Genomic DNA, 25,853 nt, shown 5'->3' with positions numbered 1-25,853 from the left:
TTCTCTGAGGTGTCGATGCGTTTATTACGGATAGGCTTGGCGCTGTGGCTGCTGGCCTGCGTGGGCGTGGCCCAGGCGGCGCTGACCTTCCCGGCCTTGACCGGGCGGGTGGTGGACACCGCGCAGATGATCGACCCGGCGGTACGTGCGCAGCTGACCCAGCAATTGCAGGCGCTGGAGCAAACCTCGGGCGACCAGCTCGTGGTGGTCACCGTGCCTGACCTGCAGGGCGTGTCCATTGAGGACTACGGTTATCAATTGGGCCGCCAGTGGGGCATCGGCCAGAAGGGCAAGGACAATGGCGCGCTGTTGATCGTCGCCCGTGATGAGCGCAAATTGCGCATCGAAGTCGGTTATGGCCTTGAAGGCGTGCTGACCGATGCGCAGTCGTGGGTGATCATCAACCAGGTGATCGCGCCCAAGTTCAAGGCCGGCAATTACAGCCAGGGCATCAGCGACGGTGTCGCGGCCATGATTCAGGTGGTGGGCGGCGAGCCGCTGGCGGTGCCGGCCCATGTGGCGGATGCGAATTTTGCCACGGATAATCCGGGGCTTTCCATCGGTCTGTTCATCCTGCTGATCGGCGTGTTGTGGCTGTGCAATCGGCTGGGGTTGCCCGTGGGGGCGATCCTGCTGGCGATTCTCAGCAGCAGTGGACGCGGCGGCGGTGGGGGAGGCGGCTGTGGCGGTGGCTTTAGAGGCGGCGGCGGTGGTTTTGGCGGCGGTGGTGCCTCAGGTGGCTGGTAATGACAATAACTAGAACAGAGCATGCATAACCATGGCATTACTGACTGAACACGAGCAGCGCCAAGTCGCCGAAGCGATTGCCCGCGTCGAGAAAACCACCGACGCCGAACTGGTCACCGTGCTGGCCGCGCGTGCGGATGATTACGCCTATATCCCGCTGCTGTGGGCCAGCCTGATCGCCTTGGTGGTGCCTGGCATCGTGCACTACCTGTCGGGCTACCTGACCATGTACACCTTGCTGTTGGCGCAATGGGCGACCTTCATTGTGTTGTGCCTGGTGTTTCGCCTGCCCAAGGTCACCACCCGCCTGATTCCGCGTTCGGTACGCCACTGGCGTGCATCGAACCTGGCGCGGCGACAGTTCCTGGAGCAAAACCTGCACCACACGCTGGGCAGCACCGGCGTGCTGATTTTTGTCAGCGAGGCGGAGCGGTATGTGGAGATCCTGGTGGACGACGGTATTTCCAAACACCTGGATGACGGCAGTTGGGATGAGATCGTCAAGGCGTTCACCCAGCAGGTGAAGCAGGGGCAGACGCTGGCGGGGTTTATTGCCTGCATCGAAGCGTGTGGTGAATTGCTGAAGGTGCATGTGCCGGTGACGCAGACGCGTAATGAGCTGCCTAACCGTTTGATCGTGCTGGAATAGCTGCTTTTCTGTGGGAGCCGGGCTTGTGTGGGAGCTGGCTTGCCTGCGATGCAGACACCTCGGTCCATCAGAAAACCCAGGTGATGCCATCGCAGGCAAGCCAGCTCCCACACAAGCCATTTCCCATACCAGCCAGCTCCCAGAGAAAAGTGGTTCCCCCATTTGATTTGTGGCGGCTGAAGGACCGTTGATCAAATAACCCCGTGCCCTAAACCTTCATCCCCCCTAAAATGCCCGGCATTCTTTGCCCGAGGCGTTTTTGTTCATGTCCGTCACCGCTCAACCTGCCAGCCCTGCGCCGGATCATCACGCCCAGTTCATCGAACTGCTGAGCGCAAGCCTCGCGCAGAACGCGTTTATCAAGCTGGTGCTGGCCAAGTACGTCGGTGAAGAGGCCGAGTTGCAGCGGCTGATCATCAAGCAGGTCGTGGTCAAGGAGCAGGCGTGCCTGTCCTTTGTCTATCGCTACAAGACCCGCGACATCACCAAGAACTTGCCGCTGGCCGACGGCGTGGCGGCGATTGCTGCGTTGCTGCCGGCGTCATTCAAGAACGCGCACCTGCTGTCGCTGACCGACGAAGCCCAGCTGGAATACAGCAAAAAGAACAAAAGCTCGCTGTTCAAAAGCAAGTCGCAGCAACTGCGCGAGGCGCCTTCGGCTGAGCATAACCGCGAGAAAAACCGCTTCCTCGACCTGAGCCGGCCCTTCCTCGCCGACCTGGGCGTTACCGACGCCAAACAGGCGCTGATCCCGTCGATGTCGCGCAAGTGGAAGCAGATCAACAAGTTCATCGAAGTGTTCAGCCATGCGCTGACCTCATCGCCGTTGAAGCTAGACCAACCGCTGCGCGTGGCGGATTTCGGTTCGGGCAAGGGCTACCTGACGTTCGCCATTCACGATTACCTGCGCAACACCCTCAAGGCCGAGGGCGAAGTGACGGGCGTGGAATTGCGTGAAGACATGGTGACCCTGTGCAACACCGCCGCCGCACGCCTGGAGCATCCGGGGCTGGTGTTCAAGTGCGGTGATGTGCGCAGTGTGGCACCCAGCGAACTGGAGGTGATGATCGCCCTGCATGCCTGCGATATCGCCACTGACTACGCGATCCACACCGGCATCCGTTCCGGTGCGTCGATCATCATGTGCTCGCCGTGCTGCCACAAACAGATCCGCCTGCAGATCCAGAGCCCGCCGTTGCTCAAGCCGATGCTGCAATACGGCCTGCACCTGGGCCAGCAGGCGGAAATGGTCACCGACAGCTTGCGTGCGCTGTTCCTGGAGGCCTGTGGCTACGATACCAAGGTGTTCGAGTTCATCTCGTTGGAACACACCAACAAGAACAAGATGATTCTGGCGGTCAAGCGCACCGAGCCTGTGGATAATGCGCAACTGTTGGAAAAAATCCAGGAGCTGAAGGCGTTCTACCACATCAGCGAACACTGCCTGGAAACCCTGCTGCGCGCGGATGGTTATTTAGGCTGAAAAACAGGAACAAAATGTGGGAGCGGGCTTGCTCGCGAAAGCGGAGTGTCAGCCAACCTATCAGGTGACTGATGCACCGCCTTCGCGAGCAAGCCCGCTCCCACATTTAGATCGCATTCATCTTTGAGGTCGGTGCAGGCTGCACCGCCGTCTTGCGCCCGAGCATCACCGTCACGATCACCCCACACGCAAACACCCAGGTAATCGGCTCGATATGTTCACCAAAGAACAACGCCGAAAACGCGATGGTGAAGAAGATCTGCAACAGCTGAATCTGACTGACCCGCGCAATACCGCCCATGGCCAGCCCGGCGTACCAGGCGAAGAACCCCAAAAACTGCGAGAACAGCGACACATACCCAAACGCCCACCAGGTGCACATGGAAATCGCGCCTTGGTGCTGCGCTGCCAAGTACCAAACCGGGCCGATCAATACGGGCGTCGACAGCACCAGCGCCCAGCAGATCACTTGCCAGCCGCCCATCTCCTTGGCCAACCGGCCGCCTTCGGCATACCCCAGGCCGCCCAAGGCGATGGCTGCGAACATCAACAAATCCCCGACTTGAATACTGCCGGCGCCAGTGATCAACGCGTAACTCAACACCAACGCACTGCCCAACGCCGCGCAGGCCCAGAAGGCTTTTGACGGCCGCTCATGGGACAGCCACGCCGCGTACAACGCCACGCACAGCGGTTGCAGGCCGTTGACCAGCGCGCCATGGGAGGCCGGCAAGGTTTGCATGGCCCAGGCCGAGAGCACGGGGAAGCCAAGGATCACACCGAGGATGACCAGGCTCAGCCCGCGCACCTGGCGCCAGGTTGGCCAGCTTTCTCGGCGCCACAGCAACAGCGCCGCTGCCGGGATCGCCGCGAATAGCGCCCGGCCAAGGCCGTTGAGCAAGGGGTGGATCTCCTGCACCACGATGCGGGTGAAGGGCAATGTCAGGCTGAAGATAACGACGCCCAGCAGGCCGAGGGCCATGCCGGTGTTTTCGCGCGAGCTCATGAGTGGGGACCCGAATCTGGAGGGCTTCAAGGGAAGCCCATCTAGCCACAACCCCCGCTGATTAAGGGCCTACAGCTGGTCGCAGATTTATCCGTACAGTTCCAATCGCTCTGCAGGCAGTGCCGCCGCCATCGCGGGCAAGCCCGGCTCCTACATTGGATCTCTATTGCCTGGCGGACCGAGATCTCCTGTGGGAGCTGGCTTGCCTGGGGTTGATCTCTATTGCCTGGTTGACCGAGATCTTCTGTGGGAGCTGGCTTGCCTGCGATGGCGTCACCCTGGTCTATTAGAAGAACCGCGTAATGCTGACCTTCGCATCGCGGCCCTTGGTGTAGGCACGATCACCGCTCAAAGCCGGGCGGAAGTTGTTGTTGAACAGGTTGTCCACGGTGAAGTTCACCTCGGTGCCCTTGAGGTACGCCTGTTGCGGCTTCCATTTGGCGAACAGGCCTTGGGTGTTGTAGGCCTTGTTGCCGTACTGGTCGTAGAACAGGTCGCCCAAACTGCTGCCCGGGCCGCCGGAATATTTGTCACTCGGCAAGCGATCGGTCGCGCCAATGAACTGGCCCATCCAGCCCACCTGGGCGTCCCAGGCCGGGATATTGGTGCCCAGTACCAGCACCCATTTGGTCGGTGGAATATCGCGGGCCGGCACATCCGGGCCCCATGGGTTGGTGTAGGCGCCTTCGTGTTCACCTTTGGCGTAGGCGAACGACACCGAGCCGAACAGGTAGGTGGAGTTGTAGAAGGATTCGAGCTCAAAGCCCTTGATGGTCAGGCCGCCGATGTTGCGGTAGTTGGACATCGCCCCAGGCGGGCACGCGTTGGCAATGGTGCCGCCGTTGACGGCCTGGTTCTGGCAACCCACGCCGGTGGCCTTGAAGATTTCGTCTTCGACTTTGTTGTGGAACAGGGTGGCGCGTACTTGCAGGTTATCGTTCCGGGCGATCAGGTTGTCGAAGCTGGTGACGCCACCCAGGGTGATCGAGGTGATGCGCTCCGGGTCGAGGTCGACACTGGTGGCGGTGCGGCTGCCCAGGCCTTGCACTTCATATTGCTCGTCGATCACCGGCGCACGCCAGGTCTTGCTCCAGTTGGCGAACAGCCCCAGGTTCGGCGTGACGTTCCAGAACAGCGCCAGGCGCGGCGACCAGCCGGTGTAGGTGCGGTCGCTGTAGTCGTGGCCGTAGGACGGGTCCGGGTTGTTGTAGTACGGCGCGTCATTGCCTTCGCCACGGTTGCGCACATGGTCGTAGCGCAGCGACGGGGTGATGGTTACGTCGCCCACGGTGACTGCGTCCTGGACAAAGAAACTGTTGGTGTCGACCTTGCCGTGGGGCATGAAGCCCGGCTGGAAGTGCCCGTAGTTGTAACGCGCGGTGTTGTAGGTGGTGCCGGGCATCCACATCTCGGTTTCGCGGATGTGCTTGCGGATCTGCCCGCCGACGGTCAGCGCATGCTGCAAGGGGCCGGTGTCAAACAGGCTGACGTTGCGGATGTCGAGGTTCTTGTCGGTGTAGGCGGTGTCCATCTTGCGCCCGCCGGAGGCCAGTTGGAAAAACGCAGTGGCGTCGCGTTCGTCGGTCTGGTCGGTGTTGGACTGGGAATATTTGACGGTCAGGTCGATCAGCGGGTTATTCACCGGCGTGTATTCGTACTTGCCTGACCAGGTGGTGTCGGTGGTGTCACGCTGGGCTAGAAAACGCTTCAGCGCGTTTTCGTAACCGTAGCGGTCGATGTTGGCCTGGGTCGGCGGCGTCGGGTAGCTGGCAGCGGAGAACGGCGTCCAGCGGTTGCTGTGGGAGCGTGAGTAAGACAGACCAACGCTGTGCTCCTCGGTGAAGTGGGCGTTGACCTTGAACAGTTTGCCGTCCACATCCTGGGCGCTGTTGGGCAGGCGCTGAGGGTTGACCGGGTATTCGTTGTTGTCGTTGGGCAGTTTGCCGGCCACCTTCATGTCGCCGCCATCGCGCTGGGTCAGGTAGGCCAGCGCGTCGAAACGGCCGTCGTCGGTGCGGCCGTACACGGCACTGCTGTAGATCTGTTCGTGGTCGTTGCTGGAGTAGCCGTATTTGAGCATCGCGCCGCTGTTGCGACCGTCTTGCAAAAGGTCCGGGGCGTCCTTGGTGGTCATGTTGACCGTACCGCCAAAACCGCCGTTGCCGGTGAACGGCGAGTTGGGGCCTTTCTCGACCTCGATGCTCTTGATCAGCTCGGGCTCGATAAACACGGTGCCTTGCTGGTAGCGCTCAAAGCCGGTTTTGGTGGCGCCGTCGACGGTCATCGGCACGTCTTCGGCGTCGCCGAAACCACGGATATTGATGGTCTGGCCGCCGGGCTTGAGCGAGCCGCCCTGGCTTACACCGGGCAAGGTCTGCAACAGGCTGGGAATGTTGTTGGACTGGTAGCGGTCAATGTCGGCCTGGGTCATGGTCGAGCGGTTGACGGTGCTGGAGTCGACTTCGTTACCAGTGCCGATCACGCTGAGGGCATCGAGCTGGATGGCGCCGCTGTGGGTGGTCTTGCCCTCGTCGGGGCGCACCACGTAGGTGGTGCCGACTTTGATCAGGGTGAACTCGCCGTTTTTCAGCAACGTGCGAATCGCCACTTCCGGGCTGAATTCACCGTTGAGCGCCGGCGCCTGCACGTGCTTGAGCAGTGTCTCATCGAACAACAGCTGGATTTTCGCCTGCTGCGCGACAAAGCTCAGGGACGTGGCCAGCGATTGGGCGGGCAGTTGCAGCCTGAGCGACTCGGCCTGGGCGCTGAGGCTCAAGGCCATGCAGGTGGCAATCAGGGTCGGTCGAAGCAACAGGTGCGAAGCGTGGCAAGGCGCGCGAAACATGAAATCCCCCGGGCGGCTAAATAGCCAAAAAAGTGTGCGTATCCAACACAGTCGGGAGGAAGACGGGGCAGCTGCAAAAAACCACACATGCGAATGCAAAATATTCTCAAGTGTAATTTATGCAGGCCTTACTTGAGTGGTTCGATGCGGACGATGCCATCGGCCGAGGCCACGGTTTTAACCGGCAGCAGGGCGGGCAGGGCGTTGAGCAGGGCATCCGGGTCATTCACATCCAGATTGCCCGAGACCTTCAGTTGCGCCACGGCTTTGTTCACCTGCAAGGGCGCTTGAGGCCGGTAGAGGCTCAGTTCATCGATCAGGCTGGCCAACTCTCGATTGCGAAACGACAGGTGGCCGCTGCGCCAGTCGGCGACTTCTTCGGTGGTGAGTGTCTGCTGCTGCACGGTGCCCTTGGCGTAGCTGTACGCGGCACGCTGCTGGGCGCCGAGCAAGGCCACCGGGCTTTTGGCGTCCGGCTCGAAGGCGACCTGGCCGTGGGCGACGCTGACCACCAGTTGTTGCTGGCTGCGTCGCACGTCAAACCCGGTGCCGACCACCCTCACGTTCGCCTCGCCGGCTTGCACGTAGAGCGGGCGCTCTTTGTCGGCGGCAACTTCGATAAAGACCTGGCCCTTGTCCAGATGCAGGATGCGTTGATACGCGCTGAAATCCACGCGCAGATGGGTGTTGGCGTTCACATACAGTGTGCTGCCGTCGGGCAAGGTGAGGGTGCGCATGCCTTTGGCGTGCCCGGCAATCTGGCTGTGGAACATCTCGCGGGGCGCGCCGATATTTGTCGTCAGCACGGCGCACACCAGCGCGGCGGCCACGGCCAGGGCCGGTCGCACGATCGAGGGTTTGCGTTGGGGCAGCGGTACGGGTTTGTTCGGTTGCTGCAACTGGGCGAGGTCGTCCCACAGTTGTTCGAATTCGGCATAGGCGCGGGCGTGGGCGGGCGTTGCCTGCCAGGCGGCAAAGGCTTTGCGCTCGGCCCGTGCTGCGCCATTGCGGTTGCGGGCAAACCAGCTGGCGGCTTGGGCATCGATGGAGTCGCTCGCCTCGATGTCCAGGGCGTCGATGTCGCTCAGGCGGTTCATTCTGGCTGCTCCGTGCCGGGTTCTGGTTGAAGGCGTTGCTTGCAATGCAGCAGGGCAAAAGCGATGTGCTTTTCTACCATGCTGGTCGAAATACCCATGCGCTCGGCGATCTGCGCCTGGCTCAAGCCTTCGAAGCGGTGCAGCATAAGGGCTTCTCGCCTGCGGGGCGAGAGTTCGGCGAGGACTTCTTTCAACTGTTCCAGGCGTTGCAGGCGCTGCGCGGCGGCCATGGGGTCGTTTTGCGCGTTGGTGACCGGCTCCGTGTCACCCTCGGCCGGCTCGGAATGGGCGCTCTGGCGTACCTTCTGCTTACGCCAGTGATCGCGCAGCAGGTTGCGCGCCATCTGAAACAGAAACGCCCGTGGCTGCTCGACCTTGGCGCGGTCGCGGTAGTTGAGCCATTGGGTGAAGACATCCTGGGTCATGTCCGCCGCGTCGCTGGCGTTGTCCGTGCGTTTGCGCAGGAAATGCAGGATATCTGCATAAAACCCGCGAAAGGCATCGGCGGACAACGGGTCGGGCTTGGGACGAGACATGGATATCCTTCTTGAGGAAGCACGACGTAGATAAGTTGCGAATGATATCGAGAAATATTGTCATTTGTCTCTATGTAAAATGTGGGAGCTGGCTTGCCTGCGATAGCGGTGGTGGCAGCACCATCGTTATCGCAGGCAAGCCAGCTCCCACAGAGGACCGCGGTTTTAGCGCAGTAATGCTTTCAGCTGTTCGATCCCTGCCTCACCCAGCGGGAACACCGGCAAGCGCGGATCGCCCACCTCCAGCCCGGTCATCCGCAACCCGGCCTTGATCGTCGCCGGCAACCCGCCCTTGAGGATGAACTCCAGCAACGGCAACTGGCGATAGAACAGCTCCCGCGCTTTATTCAGGTCATTGGCCAGCACCGCGTCATACAACTCCAGGTTCAGCTGCGGGATCAGGTTCGGCGCCGCCGTGCACCAGCCCTTGGCACCCGCGGCGAAGGCTTCCAGCGCCAGTGGGTTGCAGCCGTTGTAGAATGGCACGTCGCTGTGGCGGCGCAACTGGTGCATGCGTTGAATATCGCCGGTGCTTTCCTTGACCATGGTCACGTTCGCCACCTGTTTGACGATGCGCAGGATCAAGTCCACCGACATGTCCGTGCCACTGGTCGCCGGGTTGTTGTAGAGCATGATCGGCACGCCGATGCTGTCGCCAATCGCGGCGTAGTGGGCAAGGATTTCCGCTTCGCTGAGTTTCCAGTACGAGGCCGGCAGCACCATCACCACATCGGCGCCATTGGCTTCGGCATAACGGGCGCGACGCACGGCCTTGGCGGTGGTCAAGTCAGACACGCTGACAACAGTGGGTACGCGCCTGGCGATTTTCGCCAGGCTGTAGGCGCTGACTTCATCCCACTCCGCATCGCTCAAATACGCACCTTCGCCGGTGCTGCCCAAGGGCGCGATGGCGTGTACGCCGCTGTCGATCAGGCGGTCGATGGAGCGGCCGAGGGCGTCGAGGTCAATGCGCTGGCCGTCGGCGCTGAACGGGGTAATGGTGTAGCCGATGATGCCGTGAATAGTGGGGTTGGGCATGGGAAGTCTCCGCGTGAAAAAGGGCAATCAGTTCAGGCAATCGGCGTGTTTGCGCAGGTTCTGCCGGGCGTAGTAGTTGAACGCGGCGCCATGGCGCTTGGGCTTGGAGATCCAGTCGTGGGCCTCGCGACCCAACTCCGGCAGGATCGGCTTGATGGTGCCCGCCGACATCGCCAGCAACTGCAACTTGGCTGCCCGCTCGATCAACTGCGCGATCACGCAGGCTTCCTCGATGCTCGCGCCGGTGGACAGCTGACCGTGGTGCGAGAGCAGGATTGCGCGCTTGTCGCCCAGGGCCGTGGTGATGATTTCGCCTTCTTCATTGCCCACCGGCACGCCCGGCCAGGCTTCCAGGAAGGCGCAATCTTCGTACAGCGGGCACAGGTCCATATGCGACACCTGCAGCGGCACTTCAAGCATCGACAACGCGGCAATATGCGTGGGGTGCGTATGGATGATGCAGTTCACATCCGGCCGCCCACGGTACACCCAGGTGTGAAAACGGTTGGCCGGGTTGGGGATGCCATGCCCTTCGAGTACTTCCAGGTCTTCGTTGACCAGCAACAGATTACTGGCCGTGATTTCATCGAAACCCAGGCCCAGTTGCTGAGTGTAATAGGTGCCCGGCGTGGGCCCACGTGCGGTGATCTGCCCGGCCAGGCCGGAGTCGTGGCCGTGTTCGAACAGGATACGGCACGTGAGCGCCAGCTTTTGCCGGTCGGTCCACGTATTATCCGCCAGGCTGTTTTGCATCTGGATCAGTGCTTGCTTGACCAGTTGGTCTTTGGGAAGTGCTAATGTCTTGGCCATATCGGTGTCCTTTGGGTTAGAGCAAATGACACTAAAGATGCTATATGACACCTTGTGTCATTAGCAAGCATGATTCTGCCTTTTCTGCAGGGATTAACCGCAGCACATGTCTATCCGTTTGAAATTATTAAGAAAAAAACTTGGCGTAACCCTGGAGTCCCTGGCCGAAAAATCCGGGATGACCAAGAGTTATCTGTCCAAGGTCGAGCGTGGGCTCAACACCCCTTCGATTGCCGCCGCGCTGAAACTGGCCAAGGCGTTGAACGTGAAGGTCGAAGAACTGTTCAGCGAAGACAACGTCCGCCTCGACAGCTACAGCCTGGTGCGCAGCCACGAACGCCCCGACACCGCGCCGGGTTATGCGGTGCTGGCCCATCAGGTCAGCGAACGCAGCCTGCTGCCGTTCATCATTTACCCGCCGGCAGAATTTACCGACAAGACCTTCAAGGAGCATTTGGGCGAGGAGTTTTTGTTTGTGCACGAAGGCCAGGTGGAAGTGGACTTCATGAACGAGCGGGTGATTCTGGAGCGGGGCGATGCGCTGCACTTCAATGCACAGAAACCTCACCGAATTCGCTCGGTGGGGCAGGTGCAGGCGCAGTTGCTGGTGGTGGTGCACAGCAGCGACGAGTGACCGCGATCGCAATTTGAAATGCGATCAATGTGGGAGCTGGCTTGCCTGCGATAGCGGTGTGTCAGTTATGGCAGTGCTTGCTGGCCCACCGCTATCGCAGTCAAGCCAGCTCCCACAGTTGATCTTCTTTGTTCAGTGGATCAGCGTTCGACGGGCACCGAGAGTGCGGCATTACCCAACGGATGCGTACGCGCCGCAAAGAACTTCAGCTCCACACCACTGCCGTCAAACAACTGCGAATACCGGCGCTTCTGCTGGCGGATAAACCCGTCACTGCGGCCCGACACCGAAATTGCCAGCGTCGTCAGCTTGGCCTGGCGAAGCGCATCCACCAGGTGCTGATCCTGCGACCCCAGGTCATGGCCGAAGATGCACAGCGCGCCATCATGGCTCAGCAATTGCTCGTAGCAGAACGACAAGTAATCCGAGCTGCGAATGGTCTTGAGCTTCTCCTCCACCTTGCCTTCGCTGACAAACAGCGGCACATCGTCCAGCGTCTTGATCGTATTGTTGATCGCAAAGCTGCTCAGCAAGGTGCTGTCGGTGGTCGGCAGTTTGCGTGCGGTGCCGTCGAGGTTGCGCACCAGGTGCAGGCCGCCGTGCAGGTAGAGAATGCGTGTGGCCTCGGTACGGGTGTTGCGCAGGTCGAAGCTGGCGTCGGCGCTGCGGAACAGGTCATCGATGCCCGGCGTGTGCAAAATCGCCCAGTAGTTGAGCAGGTCGTAATTGCTGGTGAACACCGTCGCGTAGTGCGTCAACTCAGTGTTGACGGTCGCCAGGGTCGACGGCTGCACCAGGCGCCACGGAATGTGCACGGCGTGGATGGTGTTGATCAGCGCTTCCTTGATCGCGTAGTAACGATTGCGCGGCGCCGCCGAGCTGACCGCCAACGCCTTGTTGACCCGGCTGGTGGTCTTCAACGCGCCCAGCGCTTGCTCGAAGCTGCGGGTTTGCAGGGCATCGAACACGCTGAGTTCGGAGGGGCTCAGGGGCTTTTCTTCGACGGTGCGGGCGTTTTCGAACAGCGAGTCGTAGGCAAAGTCTTCCCAAATCGCGCGGCTGGCGCCATTGCCGATCAGAATCCCATTGAAGTCGATGGCGCTGCGCAGGGCGCTCCAGTCTTCAAGGTGGGCGTCAATATCCTGGAAATCCTTCATTGCGGCGGGTCTACTCGAAATCGGCTGGGTGGTGACTTTATCACGAGCGTGCGTTGATCCTGATCAAGATGCGCCACGCGTTATCGGTTGATTCTGTCGGCATACCGCCTCCGAGGATTGACCATGATCAGCACCTTTTTTATTCCCGCCGTCAACATCATGGGCACCGACTGCCTCGACGAAGCCATGGTAGCCATCCGCAACTACGGTTTTCGCAAGGCGCTGATCGTCACCGACGCCGGGCTGGCCAAGGCCGGCGTGGCCCGCATGATCGCCGAGAAGCTGGCGATGCAGGACATCGACTCGGTGATCTACGACGGCGCCAAACCCAACCCCAATGTGGAAAACGTTGAGAAAGGCCTGGCGATGCTGGAGGCCACGGCCTGTGATTTTGTCGTGTCCCTGGGCGGCGGCTCGCCCCATGACTGCGCCAAGGGCATCGCGTTGTGCGCCACCAATGGCGGGCATATCGGCGACTACGAAGGTGTCGACCAATCGAGCAAACCGCAATTGCCGCTGGTGGCGATCAACACTACCGCCGGCACGGCCAGCGAGATGACCCGTTTCTGCATCATCACCGATGAAACCCGCCATGTGAAAATGGCCATCGTCGACCGCAATGTCACGCCGCTGCTGTCGGTCAACGACCCGACGCTGATGGTCGGCATGCCCAAGGGGCTGACGGCGGCCACCGGCATGGACGCGCTGACCCATGCGATCGAAGCCTATGTGTCGACGGCCGCCACGCCCATCACCGATGCCTGTGCGATCAAGGCCATGGAGCTGATCAGCGCCAACCTGCGCCTGGCCGTGCGTGATGGCAGCGACAAAGCCGCGCGGGAAAACATGGCGTATGCGCAGTTCCTCGCCGGCATGGCCTTCAACAATGCCTCGCTGGGGTTTGTGCATGCCATGGCCCACCAGCTTGGCGGCCTCTACGACCTGCCCCACGGCGTGTGCAACGCGGTGTTGCTGCCCCATGTGCAAAGCTTCAACGCCAGCGTGTGCGCCAAACGCTTGAGCGACGTGGCACGCGCCTTGGGCGCCGATATCAAGGGCATTACCCCGGAAGAGGGCGCCCAGGCGGCCATCGTCGCTATTCGCGCCTTGGCCCATGACGTTGAGATCCCGGCCGGTTTGCGCGAATTGGGCGCCAAGTTGCAGGATATTCCGTTGCTGGCCACCAATGCGTTGAAGGATGCCTGTGGTCTGACCAACCCCCGCCGGGCGGATCAGCGACAAATTGAGGAGATATTTCGCAGCGCGTTCTAAAGGCGGCAGCCGCACGCCGCAAGCGTTAAGCTACAGGTTGAACGGTATTTAACTTGAGCATGAAGCTTGCGGCTTGCCGCTGAGGTCCCCTGATGAGAGTTCTATTATTCGGCGCCACCGGCATGGTCGGCCAAGGCGTGCTGCGTGAGTGCCTGCTGGCCGCTGACGTGCAGGAAGTGGTCGCCGTCGGCCGCACGCCGCTGACCCAGGAGCACGGCAAGCTGCACCAGGTGTTGCACAGTGACATGCTGGACTTCCAACCGCTGGAAAACCTGCTGCAAGGCTTTGATGCGTGCTTCTTCTGCCTCGGCGTGTCGTCGGCGGGCATGAATGAAGCCAAGTACACCCACCTCACCTATGACCTCACCCTGGTCGCGGCCAGCACCTTGGCGCGGCTCAATCCGCAGATGACCTTTATCTATGTGTCCGGCGCCGGCACCGACAGCTCCGAGGCGGGCAAGTCGATGTGGGCGCGGGTCAAGGGCAAGACCGAAAACGCCTTGCTGCGCCTGCCGTTCAAAGCGGTGTACCTGTTTCGGCCTGGGGTGATTCAGCCATTGCATGGCGTGCGTTCAAAGACGCCGCTGTATCAATCCTTCTATACCGTGCTCGGGCCGCTGCTGTCGTTTTTTCGCCGGGTCAAGCCGAGCTGGGTGGTGAGCACCGAGACCGTTGGCCAGGCGATGTTGACGGCGGCGCGTCATGGCGCGCCGCAGGCCGTGGTGGAGCAGGCCGAGATCAAGCGCCTGGCCAGCGAGACACGCTGATGCTGCACAAAAGCCTGGTGCGTCGCCTTGACCTGATCACCCTGCAACTGTTCGTTGCGGTGTTTGAAGAAGGCACGCTGACCCGTGCTGCGGCCCGTGAGGCCATTGCCGTGTCGGCGGCCAGCAAGCGCCTGATGGAGCTGGAGCAGGTGCTGGGCGTGAGCCTGTTCGTGCGGCGTGCCAAGGGCATGGACTTGACCGCCGCCGGCGAAACCCTGCTGCACCATGCGCGGCAGATGCTGTTCAACGTCGAGAAAATGGGCCTTGAACTGGGCGAGCACAGCCACGGTGTGCGTGGTTATGTGCGCATGTTGGCGAATCTGTCGGCGATTATTCAGTTCCTTCCGGAAGACCTGCGCGACTTTTCCCAGCGGCACCCCGAGGTCAAGACGGATCTGGAAGAGCGCCCCAGCAACGGCGTGGTCCAGGGCGTGCTGGACGGGGTGGCGGACCTGGGCATCTGCTCCAGCGATACCGACACCAAAGGCTTGCCCAGCGTGCTGTATCGCCACGACAAGCTGGTGGTGCTGATGCCGGCGGAGCATCCCTTGGCCACCCGCCACACCCTGGCGTTCGAGGAAACCCTGAGCAGCGATTACGTGGGCCTGCACGCCGCCAGCTCAATCAATATGCGCACCCATGCCGCAGCGCGCGAGGCCGGCAAGATGCTGCGCCTGCGTATCCATGTGCCGGGGTTTGATGCGATGTGCCGGATGGTCCAGGCCAATATGGGCATCGGCATCCTGCCGCAAAAGGCTTATGAACTGTTTGGTCGCGCGCTGGGGTTGCATGCGGTGCCGCTGACCGACACGTGGTCGGATCGCAGCTTGATTGTGGTGGTGCGTGATGAAGCGCAGTTGTCGCCGGTGAGCCGGTTGTTGTTTGACTACCTGCGCACGCCACTGAAGTAAGCAAACCCTGTGGGCCTCATCGCGGGCAAGCCCGGCTCCCACAGTAGGAATGCGGTCCCTTGTGGGAGCCGGGCTTGCCCGCGATAGCGATCTGACTGACATCAACACCTGATAGCCGTTCGCATTTCGCGAACGCTCCTTGCCAACTGACGGTTGGATTTATCGCCCGCCTGTCCTCTAGCCTTGGCTGCACATTCCAAGAATAAGAGGACCACCCCATGACAGCGCCGTTGAGCGGTATCAAGGTGATTGAAATCGGCACGTTGATAGCCGCGCCGTTCGCCGCGCGGATGCTGGCCGAGTTTGGCGCCGAGGTGATCAAGATCGAAGCCATGGGTCAGGGCGACCCGCTTCGCAAATGGCGAAAGCTGCACGAAGGCACGTCGCTGTGGTGGTACTTGCAATCACGTAACAAAAAGTCGCTCGCGCTGGACCTCAAGTCCCCGGAGGGCCTGGGGCTGATCAAGCAATTGCTCGGCGACGCCGACGTGCTGATCGAAAACCTGCGCCCCGGCGGCCTGGAGAAACTCGGCCTGGGTTGGGACGTGTTGCATGCGCTGAACCCCAAGCTGACCATGGTGCGCATCTCCGGCTACGGCCAGACCGGGCCTTACCGCGATCGCCCAGGGTTTGGTGCCATCGGTGAGGCCATGGGCGGTATTCGCTACACCACCGGCAACCCCGACTCGCCGCCGGCGCGGGTCGGTGTCAGCCTGGGTGACTCGCTCGCCTCGCTGCACGCGGTGATCGGCGCGCTGATGTCGTTGTTGCGGGTCAAGACCGGGCAGGGCGTGGGGCAAGTGGTCGATGTGTCACTGGCCGAAAGTGTGTTCAACCTGATGGAAAGCCTGGTGCCCGAATACGACATGCTCGGCCATGTGCGTGAGCGCAGTGGCGGCGCCTTGCCGGGTATCGCGCCGTCCAACACCTACCTGACCGCCGATGGCGCCTACGTAGTGATCGCCGGCAACAGTGACCCGATCTACAAGCGCCTGATGCACACCATCGGCCGTGCCGACCTGGCCGAAGCGCCGGAGTACGCTCACAACGACGGCCGCGCCGCCAAAAGTGGCCTGCTCGACGCGGCCATCACCCACTGGACCAGCAGCCTGCCTATCGACCAGGTGCTCAGCGCGCTCGAAGCCGCTGAAGTACCGGCCGGGCGCATTTACTCGGTGGCCGATATCGTCAGCGACCCGCACTACCAGGCCCGTGACATGCTGCTCAATGCCCAGTTGCCCGGCGGCGTGTCGGTGAAGATGCCCGGTATTGTGCCCAAACTCTCTGAAACCCCCGGTGGTGTGAACTGGCAGGGCCCGACCCTGGGCCAGCATACCGATGACATCCTTGGCAGCCTGGGCCTCACCGGCGCCGATATCCAACGCCTGAAAACCGCGGGAGTGGTGCAATGATTACTGATTATTCCGACGCGCTGATCGTGCAGGAAGTGTCGCCGCGCGATGGCTTGCAGATCGAACCGACGTGGGTTGAAACCGCCGACAAGATCAGGCTGATCAACGAGTTGGCGCATGCCGGTTTTTCGCGAATCGAGGCGGGCTCGTTCGTGTCGCCCAAGGCCATTCCCGCGTTGCGTGATGGCGAGCAGGTGTTCCAGGGGATTGAGCGCCGGGCCGGTGTGATTTATGTCGCGCTGATCCCCAACCTCAAGGGCGCCCAGCGCGCCATCGAGTCGCGCGCCGATGAGCTGAACCTGGTGATGTCGGCCAGCCAGACCCACAACCTGGCGAACATGCGCATGCGCTGTGAGGCTTCGTTGGCAGCCTTTGGCGATATCGTCAGCTTTGCCGCCGACCACCCGGTGCGCCTTAACGGCAGCATCGCCACTACTTTCGGCTGCCCGTTCGAAGGCAAGATCGATGAAGACCGCGTGCTGCAAATGGTCGAGGCCTATCGCGAGCTGGGCATTGCGGGCATCACGCTGGCCGACACCACCGGCATGGCCAATCCACGTCAGGTCGAACGTTTGGTCAAGCGCGTGCTGCAACAGGTGCCGGCCAGCGATTTGACCCTGCATTTTCACAACACGCGTGGCCTGGGTTTGTGCAATGTGCTGGCCGCTTACGAGGCCGGAGCCCGGCGGTTTGACGCGGCCTTGGGTGGCCTCGGCGGTTGCCCGTTTGCGCCGGGCGCGTCAGGCAATATCTGCACCGAAGATTTGGTCAACCTGTGCGAGGAGGTCGGCATTCACACCGGCATCGACCTGCCGCACCTGTTGCAAATGTCCCGCCGCCTGCCGGCCTTGCTTGGGCATGAACTGCCCGGCCAAGTAGCCAAGGCCGGGCGCAATGGCGACCTGCACCCGCCACCGGCTTACATCGCCACGCTGTAACGCGCGACCAGACAACAAAAACAATCGGGCGCCTGTGAGCAGCCCGCTGGAGAGAAACCATGAGCACTAATACGTTAGAGGCCGGCGTGCGCCCGGCCGCTGAAATCGATGCCGAAAAAGCCCTGGTCAGCAAGGTCGCCTGGCGCCTGATGCCGCTGATCATGGTGTGCTACCTGTTCGCGTTTTTTGACCGTATCAACATCAGCTTCGCCAAGTTCCAGCTGCAAACCGACCTGAGCCTGAGCGACACCGCCTATGGCCTGGGCGCCGGGTTGTTTGTGGTGGGTTATGTGCTGTTCGAAGTGCCGAGCAACATGATGCTCTACAAGGTCGGTGCCCGCCGCTGGATCGCGCGCATCATGATGTCGTGGGGCCTGGCCACGGCGGCCATGGTGTTTGTCACCGCTGAATGGCAGTTCTATGGCCTGCGCTTCATCATCGGCGCCATGGAGGCGGGGTTTGCGCCTGGCGTGCTGTATTACCTGACGCTGTGGTTCCCGCAGCACTTTCGTGGGCGCATCACCTCGATGCTGTTCCTGGCCTCGGCATTCGCCGGTTTGGTCGGCGCGCCATTTTCCGGCCTGGTGCTGGAGCACCTCGACGGCGTACTGCAAATGCGCGGCTGGCACTGGCTGTTCCTGCTCGGCGGCTTGCCCTGCATCGGCCTGGGTTTTCTGGTGCTGACCTTGCTCAAGGACCGCATTGAAGACGCGCATTGGCTGACGCCTGCCGAGAAAACCCTGCTGTCGAGCCGCATCGCCAGGCATGAGCCGAACGCGCACGGTGGCTCGTTGCTCTCGGCGATCCGCATTCCAGGGTTTTTGATGCTTGGGTTTATCTACTTTCTGATCCAGGTGGCGTCTTACGGCCTCAACTTCTGGGCGCCACAGTTGATCCGCAGTGCCGGCACCCAGAGCCCGGTGATGATCGGCCTGCTCACCGCCATTCCCTATGTGTGCGGGGCGATCAGCATGGTGGTGATCGGGCGACTGTCGGACGCCACCGGCGAGCGCCGCAAGTTTGTCTGCGGCTTGGTGGTGCTGGGCGCCATCGGTTTCTTCTGTGCCGGGATCTTTGCCGACCACACCACCTTCCTGATCATCGCCCTGGGCCTGCTGGGCGCGGGCATTATTGCCTCGATCCCGACCTTCTGGACGCTGCCGCCCAAGTTGCTGGCCGGCGCCGGTGCGGGGGCGGCCGGTGGCATTGCGGTGATCAACACCCTCGGGCAGTTCGGCGGTATCGTCAGCCCGGTGATGGTGGGGCGCATCAAGGACCTTACCGGCAGCACCACGCCGGCGCTGTATGTGATCGGCGTGTGTGCGCTGTTGGCGGCGGCGCTGCTGCTGTGGGGCTTGCCACAAAAACTGCGCACGCTCGACAAGGGCTGATCAGCCTGCCGTCGCCAGGGCGCGCGCCGGGGTGGCGCTGAACTGAATCAACACCACCCCGCCAATCAACAACAACGCCCCCAACACGCGGGGCGTTGTCAGTTGGCGCTCCACCAGGCCAAACAAGCCAAAGTGATCGAGCAACAGCGAAGCGAGAATCTGCCCGGCCATGGCCAGCGCAATAAACCCCGACGCGCCGAGCTTGGGCAGCAACATCAACGCCAGCGAAATGAAGCACACCCCAAACGCGCCACCGGCCCACATCCACAGCGGCGCCTTGGTGATAAACGCCAGGCTCGGCAGCGGTAAACGCAGCGCCACAATCACTGGCAGCAGCACGATGATGCTCACCAGCAGTGACGCCAGCGTGGCCCACAACGGGTGCCCCAGCCCGCGCCCGAGGCTGGCGTTGATCGCACTCTGAAACGGCACCACCGCGCCAGCGAACACCGCCAGTGCCAACAGACCTACCCAATGCAACGTCGTCATCTCAGTTCTCCCAGAGGTTTTGCTGGACTCTAGGCTATTCGTCGCGCAAATTTAAATTCCAAGTTCTTATGCCGAGCATGCAGCTGATGAATGATCTGCGCCGCATCGACCTCAACCTGTTGGTGATCCTCGACGCCTTGCTCAGCGAGCAACACGTCACCCGCGCCGCCGAGCGTTTGCACCTGAGCCAGCCGGCGGTCAGCCATGCGCTGGCGCGTTTGCGTGATCTGCTCGGTGACCCGTTGCTGGTGCGCCAGGGCGGCGCTTTGGTGCCGACCGCCCGCGCGCTGGAATTGGCTGCGCCACTGGCCGAAGCCCTGGCCCAGGTGCAGGCGCTGCTGGCGCCCAACCGGTTTGAACCGGCGTCGGCCAAGCGCAGGTTTCGCGTGGCAATGTCGGACTACAGCGCGGCGATTTTTCTGCCGGATCTGGTTTGCACGCTGCGCCGTGAAGCGCCTGGCATCGACCTGCAAATCGTCCAGGCCAGCCGCGAAGGCATGGTCGACGGCGTGCTCAATGGCGACCTCGACCTGGCCGCCGGGGTGTTCCCCGACATGCCCGCCGAACTGCGCACTACGCCGTTATTCGAGGAGCATTACACCTGCCTGATTGACCGTGACAGCCTGCCGCCAAACGGTGTGCTCGACCTGCCCACTTACCTGTCGCGTCCGCATGTGTTGCTGGAAATGCGCGGCAGCGGCACCCCGGAGATCGAACGGGCGTTGACGGCGATTCGTGAGCGCCGGCATGTGGCGATCAGCCTGCCGCACTGGGGCGTGGCGCCGCAGTTGATCCAGGGCACAGACCTGATTTTGACGGTGTCATCCAGAGGCTTGCTCAACATCGATCAGCAGCACCTGCTGGCTGTGCCGCCGCCGTTTCATATTCCTTCGTTTGCGTTTGAGCTGTCGTGGCATGCGCGGAGGTGCGGGGATTCGGGGTTGCAGTGGTTGATTGGGCAGGTGCAGGGTGTGTTGTCCGTCTGAACCGTGGCTACCAGGAAGCGGGTGGCTGGCGGCGTGTATGAAAAATTCGCATCACCTGTAACCGGCCATCTCGAATACGGTAGGGAACGATATAGGGCCATCGGGGCACTACCCATTCGCGCGTGCCGGGCACTCTGCCTTCTTTGCCCATTGCCGGAAATTCAGCGACATGTTCAAGTCCGGTCAAGATCGCCTGCACGAACTCATGGGCAGCTTTCGGGTTTTCTTCGGCAATGTAGGCCGCTTCATCGTCAAGATTCCTGAGGGCAGCCCTCAGCCACTCAACCTGCATTGTTACGCCATTTATCGGCGACTGCTTTTACTTCGGCCGCTGTCGCAAAGTCGTCCGCATCAGCTTCTTTCAATGCTTTTTGAATTTCCTCTATTTGCCAGGCCTCACGCGTCAGGTATTCGCGTAATGCATCTACGGCTAGAAAGGATTTGCTGCGCCCTGTCGCCTTGGCGAGACTGGCAAGCGTGTCGGCGACGTCTTCCGGTATGCGTAGAGACATAACAGACATAAGAGCCTCGATGTAGTGATGTGTAGTGCAACATACTACATCGTCATCGCAAAAACGGTTTGCCCCGTTCGTCACTGGGTGAATAGATAAAAGGACATTCCATGCTCTCCGGCCTTAACCACCTGACCCTTGCCGTCACCGACCTGAACCGCAGCATCAGTTTCTACCATGAATTGTTGCAGCTTAAGCTCGATGCGAGCTGGGACGGCGGCGCCTATCTGTCGCTGCCCGGTTTATGGCTGTGCTTGTCCCTCGACCCATCACGCTCGCCCGCGCCTGCGGCTGAATACACGCACTACGCGTTTACCGCCGATACCGGTGATTTCGCGGCGCTGGTGGCGCGCCTGCGTGCTGCGCAGGTGCAGGAATGGCGCGATAACCGCAGTGAAGGTGCGTCGTTCTACTTTCTCGACCCCGATGGCCACAAGCTCGAAGCCCACGTGGGCGATCTGGCCTCGCGTTTGCAGGCCTGTCGCGCCAAGCCTTATGCCGGAATGACGTTTTACCCGTAGCGGCGGAACGTGCAGAATCCCTCCACCTCATTACCGTCTATCAGAGTCGCGCCCATGACCCTATCCCTGCTGTTCGCCGTGCTTGCTTCGGGTTTTATCTACGGCATTACGCCAGGTCCGGGCGTGCTCGCCGTATTCGGTATCGGCGCTGCCCGTGGCCGTCGTGCCGGGGCGGGTTTTTTGTGCGGGCATTTACTCGGCGACGTGGTGTGGTGCAGCACGGCGTTGATTGCCATCGTGGGCGCGCGGGAAGTGGGCAGCACAGCCTTTGATGCGCTGGGCGTGCTCAGCGGTTTGTACCTGTTCTGGCTCGGCTGGCGTGCGATCCGTACCCAGCGGCGCAGCAGCGACGCCCCTCAGGGCGCGGCGCGGCATCCATTCTGGCACGGCATCCTGTTCGGCCTCACCAACCCCAAGGCTTACCCGGTGGCCGTGGCAACTTTTACCGCGTTGTTATCCAGCCGTGCCGAGTTGCTGACGTGGGCGATGCTGCCGTCGTTGATCTTCCTGAGCTTTATCGGTGGCCTGCTGGCCTATGCCATTCTGATCGGCGTGGTCGGCGCTCAACGTGTGCGCACGGTGTATCAGCGCCATGAAATCCTCATCACCAAACTCTGCGGCGTGATGTTTATCGGCTTCGCCATCAATGCCCTGGCGCACGCGTTGCCGGGCCTGTTTGGCAGCAAACCGGCCTGATACAGCGACGACCGTTCGTCGCACTGGCAAGTTTTTTCTAAACCTTTGCCGCCCTGAAAATTCGAATTCAGGGCGGGGCGTCTTTTCCCGCACCTATTTTTGACCTGGAGGAACCCATCATGAGCCGCATGGCTATCCGGTTACGCACCGCCAGTTTCGCGATGCTGCTGGGCCTCGGCGCCAGCAATGCTTTCGCCCAGTCGCCTGCTGAATTCATCGAGCAGGCTTCGGCCAAAGGGATGGCCGATATCGAAACCAGTCGCATGGCCCACGCCAGAACCTCGTCCCAGGAAATCAAGGACTACACCATCGAGGTGATCAACGAGCGCACCCAGGCCAACCAGCACCTGGCGGCCATCGCCAAGAAGCTCGACCTGCCGGTAGCGCCGCGCGAGAAGATCGTTGATAAAGCCGAAACCCTGATGCCGGAACTCAAGGACGGCGACTCGTTTGACGCCGCTTACACCGCGCAACAGGTCAAGGAAAACGAAGACGCCATTGCCCTGTTCAAACAGGAAGGCGCGGCGTCGGACGTGCCGGAAATCAAAGCGCTGGTGGATGAGACGCTGCCCAAGCTGGAGGAACGCCTGCAAAAGGCGCGTGCCTTGGCGTCGACTTACGGCAAAGGTCATCAAGGCGACGGTTGAGTCCGTCACCTGAGATAGAAAACGGCGGTTGGATTTCTCCAACCGCCGTTTTTTTATGCCTGGTTCAGATCGGTCTTGTTGGTCACCGCATCGTCAACCACTTCGCCGCAACTGCTGTTAAGGCTGACACTCCCTGCCGCGCCGATGCTGCGGTATTCCCGGCGCAATTTTTCCAGTTCTTTACGGTCCAGGCCATCAAGGCTCAGCACGGCGTTTTGCGCATCCTTGGAGACGCGCAGCAACTCGTCGATATTGATATGCAGGATGTCGTTGTCGCGGTTTTGCGTGTTCTGGATCAGGAACACCATCAGGAACGTGATGATGGTGGTTGAGGTGTTGATGATCAGTTGCCAAGTGTCGTTGTAGTGGAAATATGGCCCGCTGAGGCTCCACAGGAAAATCAGTGCGACAGCCGCGTAGAACGTGCGGGCACTGCCTGCCCAGCGGGACAGAGATTGGGAGACTGCAGAAAATTTCATGACCGTTGTTCCTTGACCGGTGGGTGATGAAATTATGGACCGCAGGTGTGCTTGGAAATTTCTTTTTACATTTGAGCGAGAAAACAGCGTTGTACGTCCACGGCTCCCGCCCTCAGAAAGCCAGCTCTGCCTGGCCGGCGCCCTCAAGCGCGAGCAAATACTGCTTGGCCTCAAGCCCACCGGCAAACCCGGTCAGCCCGCCCGAAGCACCAATTACCCGGTGGCAGGGTGCGATGATCGAGATGGGGTTGCGGCCATTGGCTGCGCCAACTGCGCGCACGGCCTTGGGGTTGCCGATCTGCCGGGCAATCTGGCTGTAGCTGCGGGTTTCGCCGAAGGGAATGGTCAGCAGTGCCTGCCAGACTTGTTTCTGGAAGTCAGTGCCGTCGAAGTCCAGTTCCAGATCGAACTGGTTGCGGGTGCCGTTGAAGTATTCCCGTAGCTGGCGCTCGGTTTCCAGCAATACCGGGCTGTCGTCGGCTTGATGCAACTCGCCCAGGCGCACGCGATTGGCGCGTTCTGTTTCCCACAGGATGGCGCTGAGTTTGCCGTTGCGCGCCACCAGGGTGAGCTGGCCGACGGGAGAGGGCATGAGCTTGTAGTGGTAAGACATGAGCGGATTCCTCGACAGGCTTGGATTAAAGGTACGACGCTACTGTAGTTTTATCCGCTTGCCCGGAAACTGCGTTTCTTGCGGTCGAATTCCTGTTGGGTCTAAAAATTCCCGTACAGCCAATTGGAAAAAAGCGGATACAAGACATACCGAAAAACAGTGTAGAGCGCCATTAGCACAGACGGCGTACTCAGCAAAAATAGCGAAACAGCATTAAGCAGGGTGCCAATCAACGTGAACGCTGCTACCGGGCGGCTGGCGGATTGCCAGGCGAGCTTTGCGCCATAGGCTGATGCTGCAAGTGCTCCGAGCGCCAGCAGCAGCCCGAGCGGAAATGGCAGCCTCACAAACGAGACCACCAGTGGCAGCACCACCACCCAGCCCACCACTTGGCGCAGGATGGGTTTTGGTGTGCGTTGTCCAGGTTCAAGCATTGCAGTCATCCCGATGTCAGTGCTGATGAATCGGCATCATCTCGACTGGCGGGCACCGTTGCACTCAGACTTTACTGAGCTGGCGTCACCGGTCCTGTTGCAGCACCTTGAGCGCCGCCGACGCCAGGAACCCAGACCGGCTTTTTTCTTCCGGGTGGCTGAGTACATAGTCATCGATGCGATTGAGCAGGTAACCCGGCAGGGTAATGTTGAGCTTCTGCGCCTTGCCCAGGTACTTGGTCACATCAATGTCGATCACAGCCCAGGTGCAACCGGCGTATTCGGGGTTGGCCGCGTGCAGGGTGACTTTTTGTGCAGGGGGAATCGGCGCGCCATCCTCCGCAAGGATTTCGAAGTGCCCTTCGATCGCTTCGCGGGCCATGGCCATGGCGTCGTCCAGGTCGTCGCCGGCGGAGTAGCAGCCAGGAATATCCGGCACTTCCACGCCCCAGGCGTTTTCCTGGTCACCGGTTGAAATTGCGATGGGGTAAAGCATGTCTATTGCCCTCCAGGGACGCTCAGCTCAGCAGTGCCTGTTTTAAAATGCTCTTGGCGGTCTTGTCCAACAGGTCCTTCTTTGGATGAGGAATCGTCACCAACCCCGGTTTGGTCGGGTGTTTGAAGTGGTGGTGACTGCCTCGGGTGCGCACCAGGTACCAGCCGTCCGCAACAATGTGACCTATCAAATATCGGCTATCCACAGCACCTCCTTGTGGTGTGTGTTGGTGGTGACTATAACCACTGAAAATAAATTATCAACACTCTACCTACCGACGATCGATGACCGGCGTTTCGGGAAGTGCTGAATGAAGTGTATGAGCCCGTGGAAACGGCGGTGGAGAGAGGTATTGCGAGGGTTTTCGAAGTGTTACTCGTTGTTTAAGACTTGGGCGAGAACGGCCAGAAATGCGTCAGCCAGCAGGTTTTTTCTGGCCGCAGGCGTCAGCACCAACAGCTGCGCACAGGCATCCACCTCGACCATGGGTTTATAGGTGACGCCCTTGTTCATCAAGCTCCGGGTACATTCGGGCACCAATGCCACGCCTTGCCCGGCGGCCACCAACGCAATGATCGAGGTGATCTGCCGCCCGGTCGGCCCGGCACGCAGGGGCACGCCGTGGTGTCGGTACAACTGCTCGATCGACTGGTTCAAGCCCGACCCATAATCGGGCGGAAACAGAATCAGCGGGTAAGCACCGAGCTGTGCCAGGCTCACCTGCGTTTGGCGGGCTAACGGGCTCTCACTGGAAACCGCCGCCCACAAACGTTCCTCCCCCAGCGACAACGCTTGCACGGCCTGGCTTTGCGGCAACAGGCGGCTCAGGCCGACATCCAGGCGCCCATCCGCCACTTGCGCGCCCAAGCTGCCGGACGCGCATTCCACCAAGGTCAGTTGCACATCGGGAAAACCCTGGGCGAAGGCCTGGATCGCCTGGCTGAACAGGTCCGACAGCGCGATCGAACTGACGTAACCCAAGGTCAGTTGCCCGGCGGTCCCGGCGGCCAATTTACCGGCGATGACCTGTGCCAGTTCCACCTGTTCCAACACCCCACGCGCATAGGGCAGGAACGAACGGCCCTGGGCGGTGAGGGACACCGTGCGGCTGGTGCGATCAAACAACTTGAAGCCCAACTCCGTTTCCAGCGCCGAGATCTGCCGGGTCAACGGCGGCTGGGCCAGGTGCAGGCGAAGGGCTGCGCGGCCGAAGTGCAGTTCTTCGGCGACCGTCAGAAAGTAACGCAGCTTGCGTAGGTCGAGCATCCTGATCCTTGGGTATTGATC

General features: G+C 61.0%; 30 protein-coding genes. 14 read left to right on the top strand and 16 right to left on the bottom strand.

The window, feature by feature from the left end; genetic code table 11:
* Nucleotides 1-15 precede the first annotated feature (15 nt).
* The 3 genes from ASE80_RS31600 to ASE80_RS01965 all read left to right on the top strand — a co-directional run bounded on the left by ASE80_RS31600 (nucleotide 16) and on the right by ASE80_RS01965 (nucleotide 2,879).
* On the top strand, nucleotides 16-747 hold the full coding sequence (locus ASE80_RS31600; RefSeq protein WP_056857429.1) for a TPM domain-containing protein: 732 nt from the start codon (nucleotides 16-18) through the stop codon (nucleotides 745-747).
* Nucleotides 748-778: 31 nt separating this feature from the next.
* Nucleotides 779-1,396: a TPM domain-containing protein gene (locus ASE80_RS01970; protein WP_056857428.1), complete on the top strand. Its 618-nt coding sequence runs from the start codon at nucleotides 779-781 to the stop codon at nucleotides 1,394-1,396.
* 265 nt (nucleotides 1,397-1,661) lie between these two features.
* Entirely contained in the window at nucleotides 1,662-2,879 is a 1,218-nt protein-coding gene (locus ASE80_RS01965) for a class I SAM-dependent methyltransferase (RefSeq protein ID WP_056857427.1), read from the top strand.
* A gap of 106 nt (nucleotides 2,880-2,985) precedes the next feature.
* Here ASE80_RS01965 and ASE80_RS01960 read toward each other — a convergent pair whose 3' ends face one another.
* The 6 genes from ASE80_RS01960 to ASE80_RS01935 all read right to left on the bottom strand — a co-directional run bounded on the left by ASE80_RS01960 (nucleotide 2,986) and on the right by ASE80_RS01935 (nucleotide 10,211).
* Nucleotides 2,986-3,885: a DMT family transporter gene (locus tag ASE80_RS01960; protein ID WP_056857426.1), complete on the bottom strand. Its 900-nt coding sequence runs from the start codon at nucleotides 3,883-3,885 to the stop codon at nucleotides 2,986-2,988.
* Between the two features lie 286 nt (nucleotides 3,886-4,171).
* Nucleotides 4,172-6,730, bottom strand: a complete 2,559-nt coding sequence (locus ASE80_RS01955; RefSeq protein WP_056857425.1) for a TonB-dependent receptor — start codon at nucleotides 6,728-6,730, stop codon at nucleotides 4,172-4,174.
* A 128-nt stretch (nucleotides 6,731-6,858) separates the two neighbouring features.
* Nucleotides 6,859-7,827: a FecR family protein gene (locus ASE80_RS01950; RefSeq protein WP_056857424.1), complete on the bottom strand. Its 969-nt coding sequence runs from the start codon at nucleotides 7,825-7,827 to the stop codon at nucleotides 6,859-6,861.
* Nucleotides 7,824-8,363, bottom strand: coding sequence for an RNA polymerase sigma factor (locus ASE80_RS01945; protein WP_056857423.1), 540 nt, complete (start codon nucleotides 8,361-8,363; stop codon nucleotides 7,824-7,826). Before ASE80_RS01945 ends, ASE80_RS01950 begins: the two co-directional genes overlap by 4 nt.
* A 165-nt stretch (nucleotides 8,364-8,528) precedes the next feature.
* Entirely contained in the window at nucleotides 8,529-9,401 is an 873-nt protein-coding gene (locus ASE80_RS01940; protein WP_056857422.1) for a dihydrodipicolinate synthase family protein, read from the bottom strand.
* 27 nt (nucleotides 9,402-9,428) lie between these two features.
* Nucleotides 9,429-10,211, bottom strand: coding sequence for an aldolase (locus ASE80_RS01935; protein ID WP_056857421.1), 783 nt, complete (start codon nucleotides 10,209-10,211; stop codon nucleotides 9,429-9,431).
* A gap of 106 nt (nucleotides 10,212-10,317) precedes the next feature.
* Here ASE80_RS01935 and ASE80_RS01930 point away from each other — a divergent pair, with 106 nt between their 5' ends.
* Nucleotides 10,318-10,845 carry a helix-turn-helix domain-containing protein gene (locus ASE80_RS01930; RefSeq protein ID WP_056857420.1) on the top strand — a complete coding sequence of 176 codons (528 nt, stop codon included), beginning with the start codon at nucleotides 10,318-10,320 and terminating at the stop codon, nucleotides 10,843-10,845.
* A 140-nt stretch (nucleotides 10,846-10,985) separates the two neighbouring features.
* Here the strand turns inward: ASE80_RS01930 and ASE80_RS01925 are convergent, their stop codons facing one another.
* Nucleotides 10,986-12,002 (bottom strand): DUF4917 family protein, encoded by a 1,017-nt coding sequence (locus ASE80_RS01925; protein ID WP_056857419.1) that lies wholly within the window; start codon nucleotides 12,000-12,002, stop codon nucleotides 10,986-10,988.
* A gap of 123 nt (nucleotides 12,003-12,125) precedes the next feature.
* Here ASE80_RS01925 and yiaY point away from each other — a divergent pair, with 123 nt between their 5' ends.
* From yiaY to ASE80_RS01895, 6 genes are all read left to right on the top strand, one after another.
* On the top strand, nucleotides 12,126-13,274 hold the full coding sequence (gene yiaY, locus ASE80_RS01920) for an L-threonine dehydrogenase (protein ID WP_056857418.1): 1,149 nt from the start codon (nucleotides 12,126-12,128) through the stop codon (nucleotides 13,272-13,274).
* Nucleotides 13,275-13,366: 92 nt separating this feature from the next.
* On the top strand, nucleotides 13,367-14,041 hold the full coding sequence (locus ASE80_RS01915; RefSeq protein WP_056857417.1) for an NAD(P)H-binding protein: 675 nt from the start codon (nucleotides 13,367-13,369) through the stop codon (nucleotides 14,039-14,041).
* Nucleotides 14,041-14,952 carry a LysR substrate-binding domain-containing protein gene (locus tag ASE80_RS01910; protein ID WP_056857416.1) on the top strand — a complete coding sequence of 304 codons (912 nt, stop codon included), beginning with the start codon at nucleotides 14,041-14,043 and terminating at the stop codon, nucleotides 14,950-14,952. Before ASE80_RS01915 ends, ASE80_RS01910 begins: the two co-directional genes overlap by 1 nt.
* A gap of 218 nt (nucleotides 14,953-15,170) precedes the next feature.
* A complete protein-coding gene (locus ASE80_RS01905) occupies nucleotides 15,171-16,364 on the top strand; it encodes a CaiB/BaiF CoA transferase family protein (RefSeq protein ID WP_056857415.1) in 1,194 nt (397 codons plus the stop codon).
* Nucleotides 16,361-17,302, top strand: a complete 942-nt coding sequence (locus ASE80_RS01900) for a hydroxymethylglutaryl-CoA lyase (protein WP_056857414.1) — start codon at nucleotides 16,361-16,363, stop codon at nucleotides 17,300-17,302. The genes ASE80_RS01905 and ASE80_RS01900 overlap by 4 nt, the downstream gene beginning before the upstream one ends.
* Nucleotides 17,303-17,361: 59 nt before the next feature.
* A complete protein-coding gene (locus ASE80_RS01895; protein ID WP_056857413.1) occupies nucleotides 17,362-18,693 on the top strand; it encodes an MFS transporter in 1,332 nt (443 codons plus the stop codon).
* Here the strand turns inward: ASE80_RS01895 and ASE80_RS01890 are convergent, their stop codons facing one another.
* Nucleotides 18,694-19,182 (bottom strand): DMT family transporter, encoded by a 489-nt coding sequence (locus ASE80_RS01890; RefSeq protein ID WP_056857412.1) that lies wholly within the window; start codon nucleotides 19,180-19,182, stop codon nucleotides 18,694-18,696.
* A gap of 77 nt (nucleotides 19,183-19,259) precedes the next feature.
* On the opposite strand from ASE80_RS01890, the gene ASE80_RS01885 reads away from it, so the two are divergent.
* Nucleotides 19,260-20,168, top strand: a complete 909-nt coding sequence (locus ASE80_RS01885) for a LysR family transcriptional regulator (RefSeq protein ID WP_442962893.1) — start codon at nucleotides 19,260-19,262, stop codon at nucleotides 20,166-20,168.
* A gap of 7 nt (nucleotides 20,169-20,175) precedes the next feature.
* Here the strand turns inward: ASE80_RS01885 and ASE80_RS01880 are convergent, their stop codons facing one another.
* Complete coding sequence (locus tag ASE80_RS01880; protein WP_056857410.1) at nucleotides 20,176-20,460, bottom strand: type II toxin-antitoxin system RelE/ParE family toxin; 285 nt, start codon at nucleotides 20,458-20,460, stop codon at nucleotides 20,176-20,178.
* Entirely contained in the window at nucleotides 20,450-20,689 is a 240-nt protein-coding gene (locus ASE80_RS01875) for a CopG family ribbon-helix-helix protein (protein ID WP_056857409.1), read from the bottom strand. The genes ASE80_RS01880 and ASE80_RS01875 overlap by 11 nt, the downstream gene beginning before the upstream one ends.
* Before the next feature lie 101 nt (nucleotides 20,690-20,790).
* Between ASE80_RS01875 and fos the strand changes: the two genes are divergently transcribed.
* The 3 genes from fos (at nucleotide 20,791) to ASE80_RS01860 (ending at nucleotide 22,544) form a co-directional block, all read left to right on the top strand.
* Entirely contained in the window at nucleotides 20,791-21,201 is a 411-nt protein-coding gene (gene fos, locus ASE80_RS01870) for a fosfomycin resistance glutathione transferase (RefSeq protein ID WP_056857408.1), read from the top strand.
* A gap of 54 nt (nucleotides 21,202-21,255) precedes the next feature.
* Complete coding sequence (locus ASE80_RS01865; protein ID WP_056857407.1) at nucleotides 21,256-21,897, top strand: LysE family translocator; 642 nt, start codon at nucleotides 21,256-21,258, stop codon at nucleotides 21,895-21,897.
* A 119-nt stretch (nucleotides 21,898-22,016) separates the two neighbouring features.
* Nucleotides 22,017-22,544: a DUF4142 domain-containing protein gene (locus ASE80_RS01860; protein WP_017137290.1), complete on the top strand. Its 528-nt coding sequence runs from the start codon at nucleotides 22,017-22,019 to the stop codon at nucleotides 22,542-22,544.
* A 53-nt stretch (nucleotides 22,545-22,597) separates the two neighbouring features.
* On the opposite strand, the gene ASE80_RS01855 is transcribed toward ASE80_RS01860, so the two are convergent.
* From ASE80_RS01855 to ASE80_RS01830, 6 genes are all read right to left on the bottom strand, one after another.
* Nucleotides 22,598-23,023 (bottom strand): low affinity iron permease family protein, encoded by a 426-nt coding sequence (locus ASE80_RS01855; protein ID WP_056857406.1) that lies wholly within the window; start codon nucleotides 23,021-23,023, stop codon nucleotides 22,598-22,600.
* A 112-nt stretch (nucleotides 23,024-23,135) separates the two neighbouring features.
* Entirely contained in the window at nucleotides 23,136-23,636 is a 501-nt protein-coding gene (locus tag ASE80_RS01850; protein WP_056857405.1) for a methylated-DNA--[protein]-cysteine S-methyltransferase, read from the bottom strand.
* A gap of 101 nt (nucleotides 23,637-23,737) precedes the next feature.
* Entirely contained in the window at nucleotides 23,738-24,079 is a 342-nt protein-coding gene (locus ASE80_RS01845) for a hypothetical protein (RefSeq protein ID WP_330219925.1), read from the bottom strand.
* A 76-nt stretch (nucleotides 24,080-24,155) separates the two neighbouring features.
* On the bottom strand, nucleotides 24,156-24,566 hold the full coding sequence (locus tag ASE80_RS01840) for a type II toxin-antitoxin system HicB family antitoxin (protein ID WP_056857403.1): 411 nt from the start codon (nucleotides 24,564-24,566) through the stop codon (nucleotides 24,156-24,158).
* A gap of 22 nt (nucleotides 24,567-24,588) precedes the next feature.
* A complete protein-coding gene (locus tag ASE80_RS01835) occupies nucleotides 24,589-24,771 on the bottom strand; it encodes a type II toxin-antitoxin system HicA family toxin (RefSeq protein WP_017736377.1) in 183 nt (60 codons plus the stop codon).
* Nucleotides 24,772-24,938: 167 nt separating this feature from the next.
* Entirely contained in the window at nucleotides 24,939-25,832 is an 894-nt protein-coding gene (locus ASE80_RS01830) for a LysR family transcriptional regulator (RefSeq protein WP_056857402.1), read from the bottom strand.
* Nucleotides 25,833-25,853 lie beyond the last annotated feature (21 nt).

The sequence above is a fragment of the Pseudomonas sp. Leaf15 genome, from assembly GCF_001421425.1.
GTDB classification, from domain to species: domain Bacteria; phylum Pseudomonadota; class Gammaproteobacteria; order Pseudomonadales; family Pseudomonadaceae; genus Aquipseudomonas; species Aquipseudomonas salomonii.
This window is presented reverse-complemented; position numbering and strand designations above follow the sequence as displayed.

Coding starts and splice junctions, on each gene's coding strand:
- ASE80_RS01860 (WP_017137290.1), top strand. CDS start 22,017: ATGAGCCGCATGGCTATCCGGTTACGCACCGCCAGTTTCGCGATGCTG.
- ASE80_RS01930 (WP_056857420.1), top strand. CDS start 10,318: ATGTCTATCCGTTTGAAATTATTAAGAAAAAAACTTGGCGTAACCCTG.
- fos (WP_056857408.1), top strand. CDS start 20,791: ATGCTCTCCGGCCTTAACCACCTGACCCTTGCCGTCACCGACCTGAAC.
- ASE80_RS01945 (WP_056857423.1), bottom strand. CDS start 8,363: ATGTCTCGTCCCAAGCCCGACCCGTTGTCCGCCGATGCCTTTCGCGGG.
- ASE80_RS01940 (WP_056857422.1), bottom strand. CDS start 9,401: ATGCCCAACCCCACTATTCACGGCATCATCGGCTACACCATTACCCCG.
- ASE80_RS01855 (WP_056857406.1), bottom strand. CDS start 23,023: ATGAAATTTTCTGCAGTCTCCCAATCTCTGTCCCGCTGGGCAGGCAGT.
- ASE80_RS01845 (WP_330219925.1), bottom strand. CDS start 24,079: ATGACTGCAATGCTTGAACCTGGACAACGCACACCAAAACCCATCCTG.
- ASE80_RS01960 (WP_056857426.1), bottom strand. CDS start 3,885: ATGAGCTCGCGCGAAAACACCGGCATGGCCCTCGGCCTGCTGGGCGTC.
- ASE80_RS01850 (WP_056857405.1), bottom strand. CDS start 23,636: ATGTCTTACCACTACAAGCTCATGCCCTCTCCCGTCGGCCAGCTCACC.
- ASE80_RS01910 (WP_056857416.1), top strand. CDS start 14,041: ATGCTGCACAAAAGCCTGGTGCGTCGCCTTGACCTGATCACCCTGCAA.
- ASE80_RS01895 (WP_056857413.1), top strand. CDS start 17,362: ATGAGCACTAATACGTTAGAGGCCGGCGTGCGCCCGGCCGCTGAAATC.
- ASE80_RS01880 (WP_056857410.1), bottom strand. CDS start 20,460: ATGCAGGTTGAGTGGCTGAGGGCTGCCCTCAGGAATCTTGACGATGAA.
- ASE80_RS01935 (WP_056857421.1), bottom strand. CDS start 10,211: ATGGCCAAGACATTAGCACTTCCCAAAGACCAACTGGTCAAGCAAGCA.
- ASE80_RS01865 (WP_056857407.1), top strand. CDS start 21,256: ATGACCCTATCCCTGCTGTTCGCCGTGCTTGCTTCGGGTTTTATCTAC.
- ASE80_RS01830 (WP_056857402.1), bottom strand. CDS start 25,832: ATGCTCGACCTACGCAAGCTGCGTTACTTTCTGACGGTCGCCGAAGAA.
- ASE80_RS01900 (WP_056857414.1), top strand. CDS start 16,361: ATGATTACTGATTATTCCGACGCGCTGATCGTGCAGGAAGTGTCGCCG.
- ASE80_RS01840 (WP_056857403.1), bottom strand. CDS start 24,566: ATGCTTTACCCCATCGCAATTTCAACCGGTGACCAGGAAAACGCCTGG.
- ASE80_RS01915 (WP_056857417.1), top strand. CDS start 13,367: ATGAGAGTTCTATTATTCGGCGCCACCGGCATGGTCGGCCAAGGCGTG.
- ASE80_RS01970 (WP_056857428.1), top strand. CDS start 779: ATGGCATTACTGACTGAACACGAGCAGCGCCAAGTCGCCGAAGCGATT.
- ASE80_RS01890 (WP_056857412.1), bottom strand. CDS start 19,182: ATGACGACGTTGCATTGGGTAGGTCTGTTGGCACTGGCGGTGTTCGCT.
- ASE80_RS01905 (WP_056857415.1), top strand. CDS start 15,171: ATGACAGCGCCGTTGAGCGGTATCAAGGTGATTGAAATCGGCACGTTG.
- ASE80_RS01950 (WP_056857424.1), bottom strand. CDS start 7,827: ATGAACCGCCTGAGCGACATCGACGCCCTGGACATCGAGGCGAGCGAC.
- ASE80_RS31600 (WP_056857429.1), top strand. CDS start 16: ATGCGTTTATTACGGATAGGCTTGGCGCTGTGGCTGCTGGCCTGCGTG.
- ASE80_RS01885 (WP_442962893.1), top strand. CDS start 19,260: ATGCAGCTGATGAATGATCTGCGCCGCATCGACCTCAACCTGTTGGTG.
- ASE80_RS01925 (WP_056857419.1), bottom strand. CDS start 12,002: ATGAAGGATTTCCAGGATATTGACGCCCACCTTGAAGACTGGAGCGCC.
- ASE80_RS01965 (WP_056857427.1), top strand. CDS start 1,662: ATGTCCGTCACCGCTCAACCTGCCAGCCCTGCGCCGGATCATCACGCC.
- yiaY (WP_056857418.1), top strand. CDS start 12,126: ATGATCAGCACCTTTTTTATTCCCGCCGTCAACATCATGGGCACCGAC.
- ASE80_RS01955 (WP_056857425.1), bottom strand. CDS start 6,730: ATGTTTCGCGCGCCTTGCCACGCTTCGCACCTGTTGCTTCGACCGACC.
- ASE80_RS01875 (WP_056857409.1), bottom strand. CDS start 20,689: ATGTCTGTTATGTCTCTACGCATACCGGAAGACGTCGCCGACACGCTT.